Genomic DNA, 17,947 nt, shown 5'->3' with positions numbered 1-17,947 from the left:
GCAGGTGACGGACTTCGCCGGACTGGTCATGGCCCCGCGTCGGGCCCTGCCCAGTGGCTGATGCCGATGCTCGTGTCGAACTGCCGCATACGGCTCATCACGAGGTCCGAGGTGGGGTGGGCCAGTTCGTCGACGATGCGGCCGTCGGAGAGGAAGACGACGCGGTCGGAGTGGCTGGCCGCGAGCGGGTCGTGGGTGACCATGACGACCGTCTGGCCCAGCTCGCGCACGCACCGGCGCAGGAACCCGAGGATGTCCGCGGCCGCTCGTGAGTCCAGGTTCCCGGTCGGCTCATCGGCGAAGACGATCTCCGGGCGGCCCACCAGGGCGCGCGCGCAGGCGACCCGCTGCTGCTGCCCTCCGGACAGCTGAGCCGGGCGATGGCCGAGCCGGTGGGCGAGGCCGACCGTGTCGATGACCCAGCGCAGCCACTGCTGGTCCGGCCTGCGTCCGGCGACGGTCAGGGGCAGCACGATGTTCTCGAGCACGGTCAGTGCCGGGATCAGGTGGAACGCCTGGAAGACGAAGCCGATCCGCTCCCTGCGCAGCCGGGTCAGGGCGCGATCCCCCAGGCGTGACAGCTCCACGTCGCCGAGCCAGGCCCCGCCCGATGTGCCGGAGTCGAGTCCGGCCAGGCAGTGCATGAGCGTCGACTTGCCCGAACCCGAAGGCCCCATGATCGCGGCGAACTCGCCGCGGCGGAACGTGACGGAGACCCTGTCGAGGGCGACGACCTGGGCGTTCGACTGCCCGTACGCCTTGGTCAGGTTCACCGCGGAGGCCGCCGCCGCGGGGTCCACGGGCGGCGTGCGGTGGGGCGGGACGCCGACCGGCCAGGGGCGGGGTGAGGTCATATCGTGCTCCTCGGGTTCATCGGTGATCGGGGTGGTGCGGGGTTGCCCGCCGTGGGGCTCGGGGGCTTCAGGCCGGTCGCGGCGGCGAGGAGACGCAGTGTTCGGGCGCCGAGTGCCGCGGTGTCGGGGCCGGGGCGGCGCAACGCGACCACAGGCAGAGCGATGACGGATGCGGCGGTGCCCAGGGCCGAGGCGGACTCCCCGGTGAACAACAGCCAGAAGGACCGGCCGAGTCCTCGCGTACGCGGCGGGCGCGGCGGGCGAGTCATGACGCACTGCCCGCGAACTGCTCACGGATGTCACGCAGCGGGCGTGCGGACAGGGCGGAGGCGAGCGCCGCCGCGGCCAGTACGGCGCCGAGCACGCCCAGCGTCCAGGGCACGTCGAACGTCGGCACGGCATGTACGCCGAGTGCGGCCGCCAGCGGAGTCAGGCAGATCAGTGCGGTCAGCGCGGACAGCACCACGCCGACGACGGCGCCGCCCGACGACTCGTACAGGACACAGCGCAGCAGTTGCCACCGGGTGAGCCCCAGGGCACGCAGGTGCGCCCGCTGAGCACGGCGGTCGCGCTGGGCCAGGGCGCAGGTGTTGGCGACGGCGAGCAGCGCGTAGCCGCTGACCACTGCCACGATCAGATGGGCGGCCAGGTCGTCCTGCGGGCTGCGCGGTGCGAGGTCGGCGAGATACGCGGAGCGCGAGGCCACCTCCTGGCCTGCTGCCTTCGGCCAGGAGGTGATGTCGCCGCGCAACAGGATCTGTTCGGCGTAGGCATCCGGGGTGTGGGCCATCGCGAGGGAGCCGGGCAGCAGGAACTCGGGGAACGCGAGGTCACGGCCGTAGACGGCGGCCAGCCGCAGCCGGTGCGAACTGCCGTCCGCAAGCCGCAACCTGACCGTCTGGCCGATCTTCCAGTGGTGCCCTTCAACCTGTGTGGCACCGGCGGCGAAGCTGCTTCCGGTGAGCGCGTCGAGGCGGCCCTGCTCCACGTCGAGGTCGAGGACCCCGGGCAGCGCCCGCGCGTCGGCGCCCCAGGCGCGGACCGGCTCGGGGCTGTCGTCGTAGAAGGTCTTCGGCGCGGTGACCGTGGTGTGCACGAGAGGAGTCGCGGTGCCGCCGGGGAAGGCGGTGGCGCCGGCCGGCAGCCGGTGCTCCGGCTCGGCACTGACCACGCCGTCGGCCCGCAGGCCGCGCTCAGTCTGGTCCCGCACCGCCTCGCCCATGGTCGCTCCGGCGCCGAGCATCGCCGCGGCGAGCCCGACGGCGAGGAGCACGGGCACGGCGACCGCGGTCGTACGCACGGGTGCCGCCCGCAGCCCGGCGGCCGCGATCCGTCCGACACGTCTGTCGAGCAGTCGCAGCAGCCCGCCGAGAGGCCGCACGAGCAGGGGCACGTACCACGGGGCGAGTACCGCGAGCACCGGAATGATCATGGGGGCGAGGCCCGGGGCCAGCGCCGCCTTGAGCATCCCCGGCAGCATGGGCACGACCATCAGGACCAGCAGCGGCAGGCACGTCGTGACGAGCAGTGCGATACCGATGCCGAGCCGCACCGGGCTCCGTCGGCTCGGCGCCATCGCCAGAGCGTTGTCCTTGAGCAGGTCGATCGGGCGTACCCGGCCCGCCGCGAGGACAGCGGTCAGCGCCGCCACCACCGCGACCACGGAGGTTCCCATGCAGACCGCGGCCGCCTCCAGTACGGTCACGGCGGGGGAAGGCAGCCCGGCAGCCGCGGGGTACAGGTCGTTGTCGGCCATCACCTGCCGGACGAACCGGGCCAGGGGCAGGATGCCGACGCCCATGCCGACCACTGCGGACAGCAGCGACAGCGCGGCCACGTCCAGCATCGCCATGGCGCGCAGTCGGCGGGCCGACACCCCGAGCGCCCGCAACACGGCGAACTGGCCGAGGCGTTGGCCCGTCCACAGCGAGACCGTGGACCCGGTCACCAGGACGGCGGACATCAGCAGCAGGGTGAGCAACAGGGACAGGAGGTCCTGCGCGCTGTCGGCGGTGGCCGCCGCGGCCGAGTTCTCGGCATAGCCCGTGCCACTCACGCCGGTCATCAGCACCAGGCACGCACCGACACCGGCGGCGGTGACCGCACAGGCCACCGCGGCTCCGGCGACGCGCCCCGGATGCACCCGTACCTCAGACGTGAACAACCTTATGAACCCCGGCATTTGAAGAGGTTGTGCCGGTACGGTCGGCGCTGAGGACATTGCGATTTCCTACCCTTCTACGGGTATGTTCGGTTTCCGGGAAGGCCGCACGAGCCGCGGCCCTCCCGGACCGACTCCCGCTTCCATGACGAGCTGTTTCAGCAGTTGAAGAGGGAGCGCGAGCTGAACGGAGCGTCGAGAACGGCCTCCTCGTCGAGCTCCCGCAGCGCCAGGATGTCCGCCATGTCATTCGCCCCCGTTCCATGCCGGTCGAGGGGGGCACCGGTCGCGAGAGCGAGCAGCGCTCCGGCGGAGCCGGTGGCCAGGTAGTGGTGCTCCCAGGCGGTGAAGTACTCGTACAGGGTGGGCACGAAGTGCAGGTGACCGACCCGCTCCAGGGCGGCTTTCTCGATGTGGAGCCGGTCGACCGCATGCCGGCCGGCCGCCCTCGAAGTCGAGGTACTCCCACACGCCCATGGTCTGCCGCCGCCAGCCGGAAGGCGGTTCGGACCCGCTGACGGAGAATCTGGATTCCTCGTCGCTACATCGCTCCAACACCTCGTACCACACTGGATCCGCAATCGCATAGGACTCGTATCTCACGCCCATAAGACACCCACCCCCCTTTCTCCATCTCCGGACTTCCGCGCCTCGGTGACGACACTTACGATTCCCCATCTCGAACCTCCGCACCAACACCATTTAGCGGTCTCTAAATTCACCAAGTCAGAGATGGTTGCGGCGAGGTACAGCGATGGGCGAGCGCGATGAGCGCCACCATGAATCAATTACCGCGGCCATAACAAGTACCCATCGGTGCACACCCTCCGTGGCATGATGCGACCATGAAGACGCGCATAGTCGTCGCGGATGATCAGGCGAGTGTCCGCGAGGGTTTCCGGCACATCCTGGAAGCCGAGGCGGACCTGGAGGTCGTGGCCGAGGCCGCCGACGGACCCGGCGCACTGGAGACCGTCCGGGAACTGCGACCGGACGTGCTGCTCGCCGACATCCGTATGCCCGGCATGGACGGCCTGGAACTGACCCGCCGACTGGTCGGCGTCGCCCCCGAAGTGAAGGTCGTCGTGGTGACCACGTTCGACCTCGACGAATACGTGCACACCGCACTGCGCTACGGCGCGTGCGGCTTCCTCCTGAAACGCTCCGGGCCCGCGCTGCTCGCCGAGGCCGTACGATCCGCGGTCGCCGGCGACGCGCTCATCAGCCCCGAGATCACGATGAGGCTGCTGCGCCGCTATACCGAACCGCGTCGTCGCCCGTACGAACCCGTGGAGCCTCTGACCGCTCGCGAGGAGGAGATCGCCACCCTGGTGGCCGAAGGGCTCACCAACGCCGACATCTGCGCGGAACTCTTCATCTCACTGGGCACCGTCAAGTCCCACCTGAGCAACCTGCAGCGCAAGCTGCGAGTGCGCAACCGGGTGGAAATCGCCGCCTGGGCCTGGGAAGCGGGCCTCAGGCCCGGGCCGTGAGCCGGGCACCGGAGGCGGTTCGATGACCGGCTCGCCGGGCGCTCTCGCCACGCAACAGATGCAGGCCCAGCATCGTCACCGTGTGCAGCACGCTGCTGCCGCTGCGACGGCTCGTGATGAGTCCGGCTGATCGAAGGACGGCCGCATGCTGGCTCACCGCTGCGGCTGTCACCCCGAGCGAGTCGGCGAGCTCGCCGGTGGTGGACTCGTCGAGCACGGCGCGCAGGAGCGCGGCCCTGGTCCGCCCGACGAGCGCCCCGAGCGACTGCTGTCTGTCGCGTGCGGTGATGGCGCCGTCGGACTCGCCGGTCAGCAGAACTTCCCGGCGCGGGTCGAACCGCACCGGGAAGGCCAGCGTCGGGACGCTGTTCCCTGCCCCCTCGGCGTTCACCAGCATCTCTCCCGCACTCTGCAGGAAGAGCGAGGGAGCGAGTACCAGCCCCCGGCCGTCCAGGACGACCTCGCTCGGCTCGTCCGCAGGGATCTCAAGGCACCGGCCCTGCCAGCGAATTCGTGGATGCAAGCTGCTCAGCAGCCTCTTCACTCCGGCGCTGCCCGCGATCTGCCGACAAGCGTCCGTCTCGGCGTCGATGCGCGCCTGGATCTCGGGCCAGCCGGGCGCCACGGCCACACGGCAGAAATCCCGTACCAATTCTCTTGCCTCGGCGTGCGACCGAAAAGGCATTGATTTCTCGCCCGACGCCATGTCGTGGTCGCCCGTCCAGACCTTCAGGACGTCCCGGAACACTCCTGGCGTCCGAACGAGGTGATCAAGACGGGCCGCCAGATCCCCTTGCAAGGAAAGCCGTTCACGCAGGCCGTTCCGCCACGCCTGAAAATGGTTCGCACTCCCCTGCAGGACTTCCAGCGCGAAAATCGCCTCGATTTCCGGACCAAGGCCCGAGCCGATACGAATACACGTCAGATCCTCGGCAGACATGCGAATGCGAATCATCTGGAAGATCCCCCCGAATCTCCTGACCAGTAATCTCCCGCCCGGGTGTATCACCGGATCAGGGACCGCGCCCCTCGGCCGGCCCCTTCATGGTCGCTCAGCGCCTGCTTCCGTGGCATCAGCCGTTCGGCCGGTCTTCTTCGCTGCCGCTGCCGGGCCCCGATGCCACGAGCGGCAGCAGCACGCTCACCCGCCAGCCCCCCGAAGGGTGCGGACGCGCGGCGAGTTCACCCCCCATGTCCGCCGCGCGCCTTCGAAGATCCGCCAGGCCGGTCCCACCGCCCAGCCGCTCAGGCCCCCGGGGCTCCCCAGGCTCCCCGGGCTCCCCGGGCTCCCCCGAGCCCTCCCCCGAGGCCTCCTCCGAGCCGACATGCGGCGCGTCGTCGATCACGGTGATGCTGAGCGTGTCCATGCCGCCGTAGGGCGCACGGGACACCGCTATGCACACCTCGGACGCGCCGGGGGCATGCCGCCGTACGTTGGTGAGCGCCTCCACCACCACCCGGTATCCCAACTCGCTGACGCGCCAAGGGAGGTCGGCCAAGGCGCCGTCGGCCAGATCGAGCCGCACCGCCGCACCGCCCGTGCGGGCGAACCGGTCGGTCAGCGCCTTCAGCCCGTCCAGGTCCCGCGGACGCGGGCGGAGCGCATCGCCGCCCGCATCGGCCGTCTCCCCGGCATGCCGCCCGTGCCGGTCCGTCGCCGCGTCGTCACCGGTGAACACGTGCACGGTGCGGTCCAGCGAGGACAGGGCCTGCCTGCCCGCCTCTTCGATGTGCGTGAGCAGTTCCCCGACCCGCTTCGGGTCCTGGTCCACCAGGACCCGGGCGGCCTGCGCGAGGACCACCACCCCCGTCACGTCATGGGCGGCGAAGTCGTGGAGATCCCGGGCGAGTTCGAGTCGCTGGGTCCGTCGCTCAGCGGCCAGCGCCGCCCTGCCGCGCGCGTCCAGAACCCGCAGATAGCAGCCGATGCCGTTGGCCGCCGCGGCCAACAGCAGCCAGGCCAGACAGAGCTTGACGGCTTGCTCGAAGGTAGCCGGTGGATCCACCCTCAGCAGCATCCGCAGCGGTAGTTCCGTGATGGTCGCGGTCAGGAGCACTGTGAGCAGCAGCGCGGTGCGCCCACGGGGCCTGCGCACCGCCGGCACCACCAGCACCGTCAGGCCGACGCTCTCCACCAGCAACCAGGTCTCCGCTTCACCGGCGACCGGCCCCTGGAAGACGAAAGTGGTCACCTGGGACACCGCGCAGGCGCCCGACACGATGGCCGGGACCCAGTGTGCTGTGCGCGGCGACCACAGCGCGGGAAACATCGCCGCCGCGACGGCTACCAACGCGGCGACGACAAGGAGCGGCGCCGTCGCCGCCATCGCCGGACAACCCGCCATGAGCGCGGCCGTCATCACCACACCGTATCCGCCCCAGTACACCGAGTTCATACTGAGCCCACCCATGCGCCAGATCGTACGCATCGAGCCGTGTACGACCTGAAGTCGCGGATGGCGTAGGCGAGTTCCGCGAGTGCGCCCATGGCTCATCGATCGTTTCGCAATGGAGTCCGTCGCAGGTACTGCCGGGGCCGTTCGCGGGGCGGGTCCACCAGCAGGATCCACCTGGCACGGACGCCCGCTGCCGCCCACTGCCCCTGATCGTGATGCCAGGGACGGCAGCCGGCGCTCCTTCGCACGGGGTGGGTACAGCGGCCTCAAAGCCGCTCACGCAGGCCGTCCCGCTTTCCCTCACCCGTACGTCCGCCACGCCCCCGAGTAAGACAAAACCCCAGGTCAGCTAGTGCCTGACCTGGGGGTTTCCCGGAGCCCCCTGTCGGATTCGAACCGACGACCTACGCATTACAAGTGCGTTGCTCTGGCCAGCTGAGCTAAGGAGGCATGCCGGAGCAGTGTAACCAACACCCGCCCCCTGTGCGGTCCCAAAATTTCGCGCCCCTCGAACTACTGACAGATTCCACATGGCCAGGTAGCGTCGCTGAGGATTCACCCAAGTGGACCAGACCACTCCCTTACTCGGATCGTCCGGCACGTTCCTGCCGGTGAAGGAGAAGATTCAGCATGGCCAGTGTCACGTTCGACAAGGCGTCCCGCGTCTACCCCGGCTCCACCAAGCCGGCCGTGGACCAGCTCGAGATCGACATCGCGGACGGCGAGTTCCTCGTCCTCGTCGGTCCTTCCGGTTGTGGCAAGTCGACCTCCCTGCGCATGCTCGCGGGTCTTGAGGACGTCAACGGCGGCGCGATCCGCATCGGCGACCGCGACGTCACGCACCTGCCCCCGAAGGACCGGGACATCGCCATGGTGTTCCAGAACTACGCGCTCTACCCGCACATGAGCGTCGCGGACAACATGGGCTTCGCGCTCAAGATCGCCGGTGTCAACAAGACCGAGATCCGGGCGAAGGTCGAAGAGGCCGCCAAGATGCTGGACCTCACCGAGTACCTGGACCGCAAGCCGAAGGCGCTCTCCGGTGGTCAGCGTCAGCGTGTCGCAATGGGCCGCGCCATCGTGCGTGAGCCGCAGGTCTTCCTCATGGACGAGCCGCTGTCGAACCTCGACGCCAAGCTCCGTGTCTCCACCCGTACGCAGATCGCCTCGCTCCAGCGCCGTCTGGGCATCACGACCGTGTACGTCACGCACGACCAGGTCGAGGCCCTGACCATGGGTGACCGTGTCGCGGTCCTCAAGGACGGTCTGCTCCAGCAGGTCGACTCGCCGCGCAACATGTACGACAAGCCGGCGAACCTCTTCGTGGCCGGCTTCATCGGCTCCCCCGCCATGAACCTGGTCGAGGTCCCGATCACCGACGGCGGAGTGAAGTTCGGCAACAGCGTCGTCCCGGTCTCCCGCGAGGCGCTCTCCGCCGCCGCGGACAAGGGCGACACGACCGTCACGGTCGGCATCCGCCCCGAGCACTTCGACATCGTCGAGCACGGTGGCGCCGCCGCCAAGTCGCTCACCAAGGACAGCGCCGACGCCCCGGCCGGCCTGGCCGTCTCGGTCAACGTCGTCGAGGAGCTCGGCGCCGACGGCTTCGTCTACGGCTCCGCGCGGGTCGGCGGCGAGGACAAGGACCTGGTCGTCCGCGTCGGTGGCCGCGCCGTTCCGGAGAAGGGCACCAAGCTGCACGTCGTGCCGCGCCCGGACGAGCTGCACGTCTTCTCGACCTCGACGGGTGCGCGTCTCACCGACTGACGCCACGCACACCCGCACCGCAGCCGGCCCCGCACGTTCTCCGTGCGGGGCCGTTCGCACGCCGTGGGGCGTGTTTGGGTTTGGATCCGAACAGCGCCGAAATCCCCGGCACACCGGTCATTTCGCTGCGACTCGTCAACACACGATTCGAAAAGCGTCCTCGAACCATCCCCCTCAAGGGTGACGAAATGTCGCCAAATCATCACTGCCCGCTACGCTCGCTGCGTGACCCACACCGCGCGCCGCATCGGCCGAACCCTCGCTTTCGTACTGCCCGTCGTGATGGTCCTCTCCGGGACTCTCGCCGTCACCAGCGTGCCGTGGGCAGCGCACAATTCCGAGTCGCAGGTCCTGACCGCATCGGCTCACAATCTTTCGAAGCGTGCCAAGGCGCGCACTCCGCAGGACATCCTCCGTGACCGGCTGCTCGTGGAGCTTCGGGAGAAGGACCCGGGTGTCGCGCTGACGGACCTGCAGCGTTCCGTCGAGGGCCGCCCCTCGCTCGCCCGGCACTGCATGTCGATCGCGAAGGCGCTGGGCCGCGCCGCGGTCGAGCAGTACGGTCCGACGCGCGCCCACCGGTTCTCGCGTCCCGTCTGCGACACGTCGTTCGCCTCGGGCGTCGCACAGTTCAGCTGACCCGTGGTCCGGGCACCGCATATCGTGCCTGGCATGCATACGTATCCGACGCAGGCCGTGATCCTGGCGGGTGGCCAGGGATCACGGCTGCGCCCGTACACCGATGACCGCCCCAAGCCGATGGTCGAGATCCCGGGCACCGGGACTCCGATCATCGGCCATCAGCTGTCCTGGCTGGCCGCCGAGGGCGTGACCGATGCCGTGGTGTCGTGCGGTCATCTGGCCGAGGTACTGCAGGAGTGGCTGGACTCGGCAGTGCTGCCGCTGCGCGTGACGACCGTCGTGGAGTCCGAGCCCCTGGGCCGTGGCGGCGGGCTGAAGTACGCCGCCGCCCGGCTGCCCGATCCGGAACAGCCCTGGTACGCCACCAATGGCGACATCTGGACGCGCTTCTCCCTGCGCGAGATGGCCGCGTTCCACGCCGAGCGCGATGCGACCGCCACACTGGCCCTGGCCCGTCCCCGTATCCCGTGGGGTGCGGTGGAGACGGACGCGTTCGGGCACATCACCGACTTCATCGAGTCGCCGCCGTCGCCGTACCTGATCAACGCCGGTGTGTACGTCTTCTCGCCGACGTTCACGACGCTGCTGCCGGACCGGGGCGACCATGAGCGGACGACGTTCCCGCGGCTGGCCCGCGAGCGCAGGCTCGCCGGGTACCCGCTGCCGCACGGGGCGTACTGGCGGGCCATCGACACGGCGAAGGACCTGACCGAGGCCGCCAAGGAGCTCGACGGGCAGTAGGAAAGAGCGGCGCAGTACGCGAAGGGCGGTCACCGGTTCGTTCCGGTGACCGCCCTTCGTCTGCTGCAGTCCGGGGGTCTCAGCCGAGCAGACCGCCGATGGGGTTCTGCCCGCCGCCGGACGTTCCGCCGGTGGAGCCTCCGCTGTCCGAGCCGCCGCCCGTGGAACCGCCGCCGGTGCCGGTGGAGCCGGAGGAGCTCGGGCCGGAGCTGCTGGACGGCGGCTGCTGCGGGGTCGTCCGCGGGGGCTGCTGGGCGGTGCCCTGGGTCTGGCTGGGCTGTCCGGCACCGGCACCCGCCTGGCCGGACTCGCGGACGGCTCCCGCAGCGGGCGTGGACACCTTGGCGGACGGGGTGGTGGAGGCACTGCTGCGGGAGGGCGAGGGGCGCCGCCCGTCGGGCGTGTGGGAGGCCCGGCCGCTACCGGACTCCTGCGGGAGCGGAGAGCCGGGGAGCTGGTTGGTCGGGTCGCCGTTCGGACCGGGCACGGTGACGACCTCGGAGGAGCGGACAGCGCCGCCGAGCATGGAACCCACGAGAAGAGTGAGGCCGACGACGACGGTGGCGACGACGGCACCCCGGCGCAGCACCCGGCGGCGGAGGTCCCAGATCGCCGAGCGCGGGCCGAGCCTGCGCCAGGCCTCACCTGCTAGCCGTCCGTCGACGGAGTAGACGGGGGCGCCCGCGATGATCAGCGGGCTCCAGGCGGCGAGGTAGATGATGTCGGGCGCGTCGTAGACGGCGACGGTGCGCCAGGTCACGGTGACCAGCAGGGCGGCGGAGAGGAGAGCGCCGACGGAGGCGGCGACGCGCTGCCAGAGGCCGAGGACGGTGAGGACGCCGACGACGACCTGGAGGAAGGCAACGGTGAGTCCGGCGCCCACCGGGTGCGAGAGCGCGAAGTCGCGCAGTGGCTCGGCCAGGCCCCAGGGGTGCAGCGAGGTCAGCCACTTGACCATGGAGCCGCGCTCGCCGCCGTCGAAGTAGACGGGGTCGCACAGCTTGCCCATGCCGGCGTAGATGGAGATGAAGCCGAGGAAGACACGCATGGGCAGCAGCACGACGCCGAGGTTCATCCGGCGCCCGGGGTAGTACGCGTGCCGCACGGAATCGCCGCCGTGGCGCCGCCCCCCGGCCTCGGTGATGTCGTCGTACTCGTACTCGTTTGGCCCGGTGTCGACGGGGTCGTAGGCGCCGACCGCCCGGCGCATGGGCGGCAGCAGGGGGCCGCTGCCGTGGCGGCCCGGCTGCTGGGGCGCGGTGATGACGGGGTTGGGCCGGGTGTCTTCGAGGCGCTCGATGACCTGGGTGCCGCGCGCACCGAGCCCGCCGTCGAACTCGTGGCCAGCGTAGGAGTCGTAGGGATCGTACGCGGTGGCCGGGCGGCCCGCGGTGGAGTTCCGTACGGCCTGGAGGAGTCCGGTGGCGCCGGGGTCGCCCGGGGCGGACCGGCCGCTCCACACGACGGGCGAGCGCCTGCCGCGCACAGCTCCGGCGGAGCCGCTCATGGCGGGGATCCTGGGCGCGCCGGCGGGGGCCAGACCGCGCAGCCGCGGGCGCTGGCCGGGGGCGAGCCGCACCCGGAAGCTGGCGTGGTTGACGATGACCTGCGCAGGGTCGCAGTCCACCTTGGCCATGCTCAGGGCGGGTTGTTCGTCGAACCGAGGCGTTCTGGTGTCCACACTCATCTAACCGAGTGATGTGTGTTTAGGACACTGCCTTGACGGGCCCGAAGTGTCCGAGGCCCGTCAATGGGGTCCGGCAGGGGAGCGCCCCGGTCGGCCGCCCCCCGGCCGGGTGACTTTCAGCCCCGGCGCCGCGCGACCTCGTACAGGACGATCCCGGCCGCGACACCCGCGTTCAGCGACTCCGCGCCGCCCGGCATCGAGATGCGGACCCGGTAGTCGCAGGTCTCGCCGACGAGGCGGCCCAGGCCCTTGCCCTCGCTGCCGATGACGATGACGACGGGGCCGGCGAGGGCCTCCAGGTCCTCGACGGTGTGCTCACCGTCCGCGGCGAGACCGACGACCGTGATGCCGGCCTTCTGGTAGCCCTCCAGGGCCCGGGTCAGGTTCGTCACCCGGGAGACCGGCGTACGGGCCGCCGTGCCCGCCGAGGACTTCCATGCGCCCGCCGTCATCCCGGCCGCGCGCCGCTCCGGCACGACCACGCCGTGGCCGCCGAACGCGGAGACGGAGCGGACGATCGCGCCCAGGTTGCGCGGGTCGGTGACGCCGTCGAGGGCGACGATCAGTGGGTCCTCGCCCTTGTCGTACGCGGCGGCGGTGAGGTCCTCCGGGTGCGCGTACTCGTACGGCGGGACCTGAAGGACGAGGCCCTGGTGGTTCAGGCCGTTCGTCATCCGGTCCAGCTCGGGGCGCGGGGCCTCCATCAGGTTGATGTTGCCGCGCTCGCCGGCGAGCTGGAGCGCCTCGCGGACCCGCTCGTCGTTGTCGATGTACTGCTGGACGTAGAGAGTGGTCGCCGGGACGCCGTCGCGCAGCGCCTCGTAGACCGGGTTGCGGCCCACGACCATCTCGGACGTGCCCTTGGCGCCACCGCGCCGTGGGGCGGGTCGGCGGGCCGCGGCCTGCTTGGCCTGGGCGTTCGCCACCCGGTTCTTCTTGTGTCCCTTGCGGGCGGAGGCGGGCGGCGTCGGTCCCTTGCCTTCCAGGCCACGGCGACGCTGCCCACCGCTGCCGACCTGCATGCCCTTCTTGTTGGACGTGCGGCGGTTCCTGCGCTGGCTGTTCCCGGCCATGACCTACCTGTTTCGTTGCTTCAGACGTGCGTACGTAATGAAAGTGTGCCGCCCGGATCGCCGGGCGGCACATGGTGAGAACTACTGGCGCGGGCCGAGTGTCCACCGTGGCCCGGTCGGGCTGTCCTCGATGACGAGTCCGGACTGGTTGAGCTGGTCGCGGATGGCGTCGGCGGCGGGCCAGTCCTTGCGCTCGCGGGCCGACTGGCGCTGGTCGAGCACGAGACGTACGAGCGTGTCGACGACCCCGTGCAGATCGTCGCCGCGGTCGCTCTCGCCCGCCCAGTGTTCGTCGAGCGGATCGAGGCCGAGGACGCCGAGCATCGCGCGGACCTCCGCGAGCCGGGCGACGGCGGCTTCCTTGTCGTCGGCGGCGAGTGCGGAGTTGCCCTGGCGGACCGTGGTGTGGACGATCGCGAGCGCCTGCGGGACGCCCAGGTCGTCGTCCATCGCCTCGGCGAACGCGGGCGGCACCTCGGTGGCGGGCTCGACCGTCTCGCCGGCCTTCTCGGTGACGCGCTGGACGAAGCCCTCGATCCGCGCGAACGCGGACTCGGCCTCGCGCAGGGCCTCCTCGCTGTACTCGATCATCGACCGGTAGTGCGGGGTACCGAGGTAGTAGCGCAGCACGATCGGACGCCACGCCTTGACCATCTCGCTGACCAGCACCGAGTTGCCCAGCGACTTCGACATCTTCTCGCCGGACATGGTGACCCAGCCGTTGTGCACCCAGTACTTCGCGAAGTCGTCGCCGTACGCCTTGGCCTGGGCGATCTCGTTCTCGTGGTGCGGGAAGATCAGGTCGATGCCGCCGCCGTGGATGTCGAAGGCGGTGCCGAGGTACTTGTGCGCCATGGCGGAGCACTCCAGGTGCCAGCCGGGCCGGCCGCGGCCCCACGGGGTCTCCCAGCTCGGCTCACCGGGCTTGGACGCCTTCCACATCGCGAAGTCGCGCTGGTCGCGCTTGCCGGTCTCGCCTTCGCCGGACGGCTGGCGCAGATCGTCCAGGTCCTGGTTGGAGAGCTCCAGGTAGCCGGGGAAGGAGCGCACGTCGAAGTAGACGTTGCCATCGGCCGCGTAGGCGTGGCCGCGCTCGATCAGGCCCCGCATCATCTCGATCATCTCGGTGATGTGGCCGGTCGCGCGGGGTTCGTACGTGACCGGGAGGCAGCCGAGCGCGTCGTAGCCGGCGTTGAACGCCCGCTCGTTCTCGTACCCGATGGCCCACCACGGGCGGCCCTGCTCGGCCGACTTCGCGATGATCTTGTCGTCGATGTCGGTGACGTTCCGGATGAACGTGACGTCGTAGCCGCGGTACTCGAACCAGCGGCGCATGATGTCGAAGTTCAGCCCGGATCGGATGTGCCCGATGTGCGGGGCGGCCTGGACAGTCGCGCCACAGAGGTAGATCGAGACACAGCCCGCTGTGAGCGGTACGAAGTCACGGATCTGCCGGGCGCTGGTGTCGTACAGGCGAATAGTCACGCCTCAAGGGTAGTGGGCGCGCACCAGTGCCCCGCGACCCCTTGGGAATCGCGGGGAAAAGTTTGTACCGGCCGGGTGTGCCCAGGAGGGTGCGGCAGCCATGGCGTACGTCCTCCAAGTGGGGTCGATGGCGCCTCTACCCGTACCCCACCCGCGTCGCCGCTCCCGCTTCCCGTTCCTGCGTTCGTGGGCCTCGGGAAACACGGGGACTGGCACGAGGCCCCCGACCCACCCACCGGCAGGTCAGTCCGTGCGGTAGACCAGTGCCGTCGCGATCCCCGCGAGGCCCTCGGCCCGACCGGTGAAGCCGAGCCCGTCGGAGGTGGCGGCGGAAAGCGAGACGGGCGCCCCCACGGCGGCCGACAGCACCTTCTGCGCCTCGTCGCGCCGCTTGCCGATCTTCGGCCGCACGCCGACGACCTGAACGGCGACATTGCCGATCTCGAAGCCCTCGGCCCGTACGATTCGCGCCGCCTCCGTCAGCAGGGTGACCCCGGCGGCGCCGGACCACTCGGGCCGCCCCGTGCCGAAGTGCTGCCCGAGGTCGCCGAGCCCGGCGGCGGAGAAGAGCGCGTTGCACGCGGCGTGCGCGACGACATCGGCGTCGGAGTGCCCCGCCAGGCCGGGCCCCTCGCCCTCCCACAGCAGTCCCGCGCACCACAGCTCGCGGCCCTCTTCGAAGGCGTGGATGTCCGTGCCGATCCCGACGAGCGGGATCACGGGCCCGGTCCGTTCCTCAGAAGCCATCGTTCGCCCTCCTGCGTGCGAGTACCGCCTCGGCCAGCAGCAGATCCAGCGGCCGGGTCACCTTGAACGCCTCTTCGTGCCCGGGTACGACCACGACGGGCGCCCCGAGCTGCTCCACCATGCCCGCGTCGTCCGTGGCGCCCTCGCCGCTGACGGCGACCGTCTTGTGCGCGCGTACGAGCGTGTCGCGGTCGAAGCCCTGCGGAGTCTGTACCGCGCGCAGCCTGGCCCGTACGGGCGTACCGAGGACCGGCTCCGGCTCCCCCGGCGGACCGGGCTCGACCTCCTTGACGGTGTCGGCGAGCGGCAGCGCGGGGACGACGGCGGGCGCCCCGTCCCGTACCGCCTCGATCACCGCGTCCACGGTGTCGACGGGCACCAGCGGGCGCGCCGCGTCGTGGACGAGGACGACACAGACGCCCTCGGGCAGGGCGTCGAGACCGAGCCGCACCGACTCCTGCCGGGTCTCGCCGCCGGGCACGACGAGGTAGTCGGTGCGCTCGGGCAGGGCGTGCTCGTCGAGCAGGTTCTTGACCTCGGCGGCGCCGTCCGGCGGCGCGACGACGACGACCAGGGACACGGAACGGGACGCCGCCATGGCCCGTACCGCATGGATGAGCATGGGCGTCCCGCCCAGCGCGCGGAGCGCCTTGGGGGCGCCCGGGCCGAGCCGTACGCCGCGGCCGGCCGCGGGAATCACGGCGGCGGTGCGGTACGGACGCGATTGATCAGACATCGGTTGCACTCCGAAGCTCCGGCATGTTTGTTTCCCCAGCCGACATGGGTATGGCCACAAGCGAGCCGGGCGCCACGCCATGACTCGACCGGGCCCTTTCCGTGACACCCGGTCGAAGTCGGACAAGCCGCACCGGTCGCTCGGGATCGGCTACACAAGATCGCGAGCAACGTATCGGGGGGATCGCCGATGAAGCCAACGCATCGGTGAGTCAGAACGTAATCCAGACGCGTCCTGGCTGAATCCGGACATGCCGCAGCGCCCGACGACATACCGTGAATACGGTTGTCAGCGGGCACCGCGGCACATTTTTTACGACCGGCGCAAGCCGGTTCAGGACGCGAGTACCTCGTCGAGCAGAGCCTCGGCCTTGTCTTCGTTCGTGTTCTCCGCGAGAGCGAGCTCGCTCACCAGAATCTGGCGAGCCTTGGCGAGCATGCGCTTCTCACCTGCGGAGAGTCCACGCTCGCGCTCACGACGCCACAGGTCGCGAACAACTTCGGCGACCTTGATGACATCGCCGGAGGCGAGCTTCTCCAGATTTGCCTTGTAGCGCCGGGACCAGTTCGTCGGCTCTTCGGCATACGGTGCACGCAGCACCTCGAAGACCCGGTCCAGCCCCTCCTGCCCGACCACGTCGCGCACACCCACGAACTCCGCATTGTCCGCCGGCACACGAACCGTCAAGTCGCCCTGGGCGACCTTGAGCACCAAGTAGGTCTTGTCCACGCCTTTGATCTGGCGAGTTTCGATAGCCTCGATCAGCGCGGCCCCGTGATGGGGATAGACCACGGTGTCGCCAACCTTGAACGTCATGTGACAGGTACCCCTTCCGTGGCTATCAAGAGTAACACGAGAACAGCTTCTCCTGAATGGCGTTTTCGCAGGTCAGGGCATATCTCGGGGCTTGACAACAGCAACACGTACGTGCTGCGGAAGGCTCACGGGAGACGGTATTCGCAGGTCGGAGCGGCTGTACGGGCAGGGCGAAAGGCGCACGTTACACACATCCGACCCCCCCTTCAAAGTGGTCGAACGTCCCGTTTTGCCGGATTCCGGATGATGGACTTTCCGTACTCCGTTCGGACATCGATCACCCGTACGGACGTAAGTGTGATGGATCAATGAAATTGATCAGCGCCCCGATGCGATCGGTTATGCGCGCGGAATGCGCCACGCTCCATGAATTGATCACCGGCGATATGTGAACGGCGCGTGTCGACCGGTTTCGGGATGCGCCGGTCCGCGAACCTCGGCCGGGTGCGGACCCCGAACGGCACCGGCTCCGGGAAGTGCCGGTGCGCGAAGGGGCGGGTCGGGTGCGGGGCGGGACTGGCGGCTCGGTAGCCTGAGGCCGCTGACACACCCTTAGGGCGGCTTTACGTCGCCCGCCCCTCCCGTCCGCAGTCCGACACGTTCAAGGAGTTGCCGCCGCCGTGAGCCGCAGCCTTCGACACGGCGCCCTCGCCGCCACAGCCATCGTGTTCTCGATCGCCTCGCTCACCGCATGCGGTGCGGGCAATGACGCAGCGACGCTCAAGGTCAGGCCGGACAGTGCTGCCGCCGCCTCCGGCGACATCAGCATCCAGAACGCGAACGTCATCACCCAGCCCGAGCGCAACGCCGAAGGCCCGGCCGTCGTTTCCGCGACGCTGTTCAACAAAGGCACCAAGCAGCAGACCCTGGACTCCGTCACCCTGCCGGGTACGAGCGTCGCGGTGAAGCTGCACGCCGCCAAGGGCACCGGACCGGTCGTGGTCCCGGCCGGCGGCAGGGTGGTTCTCGGCGGCGAGGGCAATGCGTCCGCCGTCATCGAGAACGGCCGCGAGGCCGCGCAGGCCGGCAATGTGCAGCCCGTCGTCTTCAAGTTCAGCTCGACCGGTGAGATCTCGCTCGGCGCGTTCGTGGTTCCGGCGACCAGCTACTTCCAGGGCTTCGGCCCGAGCTCGCTGCCGGTGGCGCCGGGGCAGTCGCCCGAGGCCTCCACCACGCCGTCCGGTTCCGCCTCGCCGGCCGCGGGGGCCCCGGGCACGTCGGAGTCCGACAGCGACACGGTCGCCCCGAGCGACGCCGCGTCCGCCTCGGCGCAGACCGGCTGACCGTACGCGGGTACGCGGACGGCGGAGGGCGCCCTCCCTTTCGGGGGGGGCGCCCTCCGCCGTCGC

17 protein-coding genes and 1 tRNA gene are annotated in these 17,947 nt (G+C 70.1%); 5 read left to right on the top strand and 13 right to left on the bottom strand.

The window, feature by feature from the left end; genetic code table 11:
* Positions 1-26 precede the first annotated feature (26 nt).
* The 4 genes from ACIPEK_RS07905 to ACIPEK_RS07890 all read right to left on the bottom strand — a co-directional run bounded on the left by ACIPEK_RS07905 (position 27) and on the right by ACIPEK_RS07890 (position 3,386).
* Positions 27-854: an ABC transporter ATP-binding protein gene (locus tag ACIPEK_RS07905; protein ID WP_401992081.1), complete on the bottom strand. Its 828-nt coding sequence runs from the start codon at positions 852-854 to the stop codon at positions 27-29.
* Positions 851-1,123 carry a hypothetical protein gene (locus ACIPEK_RS07900; protein WP_401992078.1) on the bottom strand — a complete coding sequence of 91 codons (273 nt, stop codon included), beginning with the start codon at positions 1,121-1,123 and terminating at the stop codon, positions 851-853. Before ACIPEK_RS07900 ends, ACIPEK_RS07905 begins: the two co-directional genes overlap by 4 nt.
* Positions 1,120-3,018, bottom strand: a complete 1,899-nt coding sequence (locus ACIPEK_RS07895) for an FtsX-like permease family protein (RefSeq protein ID WP_401992075.1) — start codon at positions 3,016-3,018, stop codon at positions 1,120-1,122. The genes ACIPEK_RS07900 and ACIPEK_RS07895 overlap by 4 nt, the downstream gene beginning before the upstream one ends.
* Positions 3,019-3,173: 155 nt before the next feature.
* A complete protein-coding gene (locus ACIPEK_RS07890; RefSeq protein ID WP_401992072.1) occupies positions 3,174-3,386 on the bottom strand; it encodes a hypothetical protein in 213 nt (70 codons plus the stop codon).
* Between the two features lie 474 nt (positions 3,387-3,860).
* On the opposite strand from ACIPEK_RS07890, the gene ACIPEK_RS07885 reads away from it, so the two are divergent.
* Positions 3,861-4,508 (top strand): response regulator, encoded by a 648-nt coding sequence (locus tag ACIPEK_RS07885; RefSeq protein WP_383072672.1) that lies wholly within the window; start codon positions 3,861-3,863, stop codon positions 4,506-4,508.
* On the opposite strand, the gene ACIPEK_RS07880 is transcribed toward ACIPEK_RS07885, so the two are convergent.
* From ACIPEK_RS07880 to ACIPEK_RS07870, 3 genes are all read right to left on the bottom strand, one after another.
* Positions 4,492-5,139, bottom strand: coding sequence for an ArsR/SmtB family transcription factor (locus tag ACIPEK_RS07880; RefSeq protein WP_401992069.1), 648 nt, complete (start codon positions 5,137-5,139; stop codon positions 4,492-4,494). The two genes, ACIPEK_RS07885 and ACIPEK_RS07880, sit on opposite strands and share 17 nt — an antisense overlap.
* Positions 5,140-5,581: 442 nt before the next feature.
* On the bottom strand, positions 5,582-6,919 hold the full coding sequence (locus ACIPEK_RS07875) for a sensor histidine kinase (RefSeq protein WP_401992066.1): 1,338 nt from the start codon (positions 6,917-6,919) through the stop codon (positions 5,582-5,584).
* 361 nt (positions 6,920-7,280) lie between these two features.
* Positions 7,281-7,354: transfer RNA gene (locus ACIPEK_RS07870), tRNA-Thr, on the bottom strand.
* A gap of 180 nt (positions 7,355-7,534) precedes the next feature.
* Here ACIPEK_RS07870 and ACIPEK_RS07865 point away from each other — a divergent pair.
* From ACIPEK_RS07865 to ACIPEK_RS07855, 3 genes are all read left to right on the top strand, one after another.
* On the top strand, positions 7,535-8,671 hold the full coding sequence (locus tag ACIPEK_RS07865) for an ABC transporter ATP-binding protein (RefSeq protein ID WP_266359268.1): 1,137 nt from the start codon (positions 7,535-7,537) through the stop codon (positions 8,669-8,671).
* 225 nt (positions 8,672-8,896) lie between these two features.
* The gene (locus ACIPEK_RS07860) at positions 8,897-9,310 is read left to right on the top strand and encodes a hypothetical protein (protein ID WP_266359270.1); all 414 of its coding nucleotides are present in this window, start codon (positions 8,897-8,899) and stop codon (positions 9,308-9,310) included.
* 33 nt (positions 9,311-9,343) lie between these two features.
* Positions 9,344-10,054 carry a nucleotidyltransferase family protein gene (locus tag ACIPEK_RS07855; protein WP_351263513.1) on the top strand — a complete coding sequence of 237 codons (711 nt, stop codon included), beginning with the start codon at positions 9,344-9,346 and terminating at the stop codon, positions 10,052-10,054.
* A 79-nt stretch (positions 10,055-10,133) separates the two neighbouring features.
* On the opposite strand, the gene ACIPEK_RS07850 is transcribed toward ACIPEK_RS07855, so the two are convergent.
* From ACIPEK_RS07850 to ACIPEK_RS07825, 6 genes are all read right to left on the bottom strand, one after another.
* Positions 10,134-11,741, bottom strand: coding sequence for a DoxX family membrane protein (locus ACIPEK_RS07850; protein WP_401992061.1), 1,608 nt, complete (start codon positions 11,739-11,741; stop codon positions 10,134-10,136).
* A 116-nt stretch (positions 11,742-11,857) separates the two neighbouring features.
* Positions 11,858-12,814: a 23S rRNA (guanosine(2251)-2'-O)-methyltransferase RlmB gene (rlmB, locus tag ACIPEK_RS07845; protein WP_266359276.1), complete on the bottom strand. Its 957-nt coding sequence runs from the start codon at positions 12,812-12,814 to the stop codon at positions 11,858-11,860.
* Between the two features lie 81 nt (positions 12,815-12,895).
* Positions 12,896-14,299, bottom strand: a complete 1,404-nt coding sequence (cysS, locus tag ACIPEK_RS07840; RefSeq protein WP_401992057.1) for a cysteine--tRNA ligase — start codon at positions 14,297-14,299, stop codon at positions 12,896-12,898.
* A 243-nt stretch (positions 14,300-14,542) separates the two neighbouring features.
* The gene (gene ispF / locus ACIPEK_RS07835) at positions 14,543-15,046 is read right to left on the bottom strand and encodes a 2-C-methyl-D-erythritol 2,4-cyclodiphosphate synthase (RefSeq protein WP_383072665.1); all 504 of its coding nucleotides are present in this window, start codon (positions 15,044-15,046) and stop codon (positions 14,543-14,545) included.
* Positions 15,036-15,782 (bottom strand): 2-C-methyl-D-erythritol 4-phosphate cytidylyltransferase, encoded by a 747-nt coding sequence (gene ispD / locus ACIPEK_RS07830; RefSeq protein ID WP_401992053.1) that lies wholly within the window; start codon positions 15,780-15,782, stop codon positions 15,036-15,038. The genes ispF and ispD overlap by 11 nt, the downstream gene beginning before the upstream one ends.
* Before the next feature lie 333 nt (positions 15,783-16,115).
* The gene (locus tag ACIPEK_RS07825; protein WP_006380568.1) at positions 16,116-16,598 is read right to left on the bottom strand and encodes a CarD family transcriptional regulator; all 483 of its coding nucleotides are present in this window, start codon (positions 16,596-16,598) and stop codon (positions 16,116-16,118) included.
* A gap of 620 nt (positions 16,599-17,218) precedes the next feature.
* On the opposite strand from ACIPEK_RS07825, the gene ACIPEK_RS07820 reads away from it, so the two are divergent.
* A complete protein-coding gene (locus ACIPEK_RS07820) occupies positions 17,219-17,881 on the top strand; it encodes a DUF461 domain-containing protein (protein ID WP_401992050.1) in 663 nt (220 codons plus the stop codon).
* The last annotated feature ends 66 nt before the right edge of the window (positions 17,882-17,947 follow it).

It is taken from the genome of Streptomyces sp. NPDC088246, from assembly GCF_044741025.1.
Classification (GTDB): domain Bacteria; phylum Actinomycetota; class Actinomycetes; order Streptomycetales; family Streptomycetaceae; genus Streptomyces.
The sequence above is the reverse complement of the archived record's forward strand: the minus strand, read 5'-3'. Positions and strand labels throughout refer to the sequence as shown.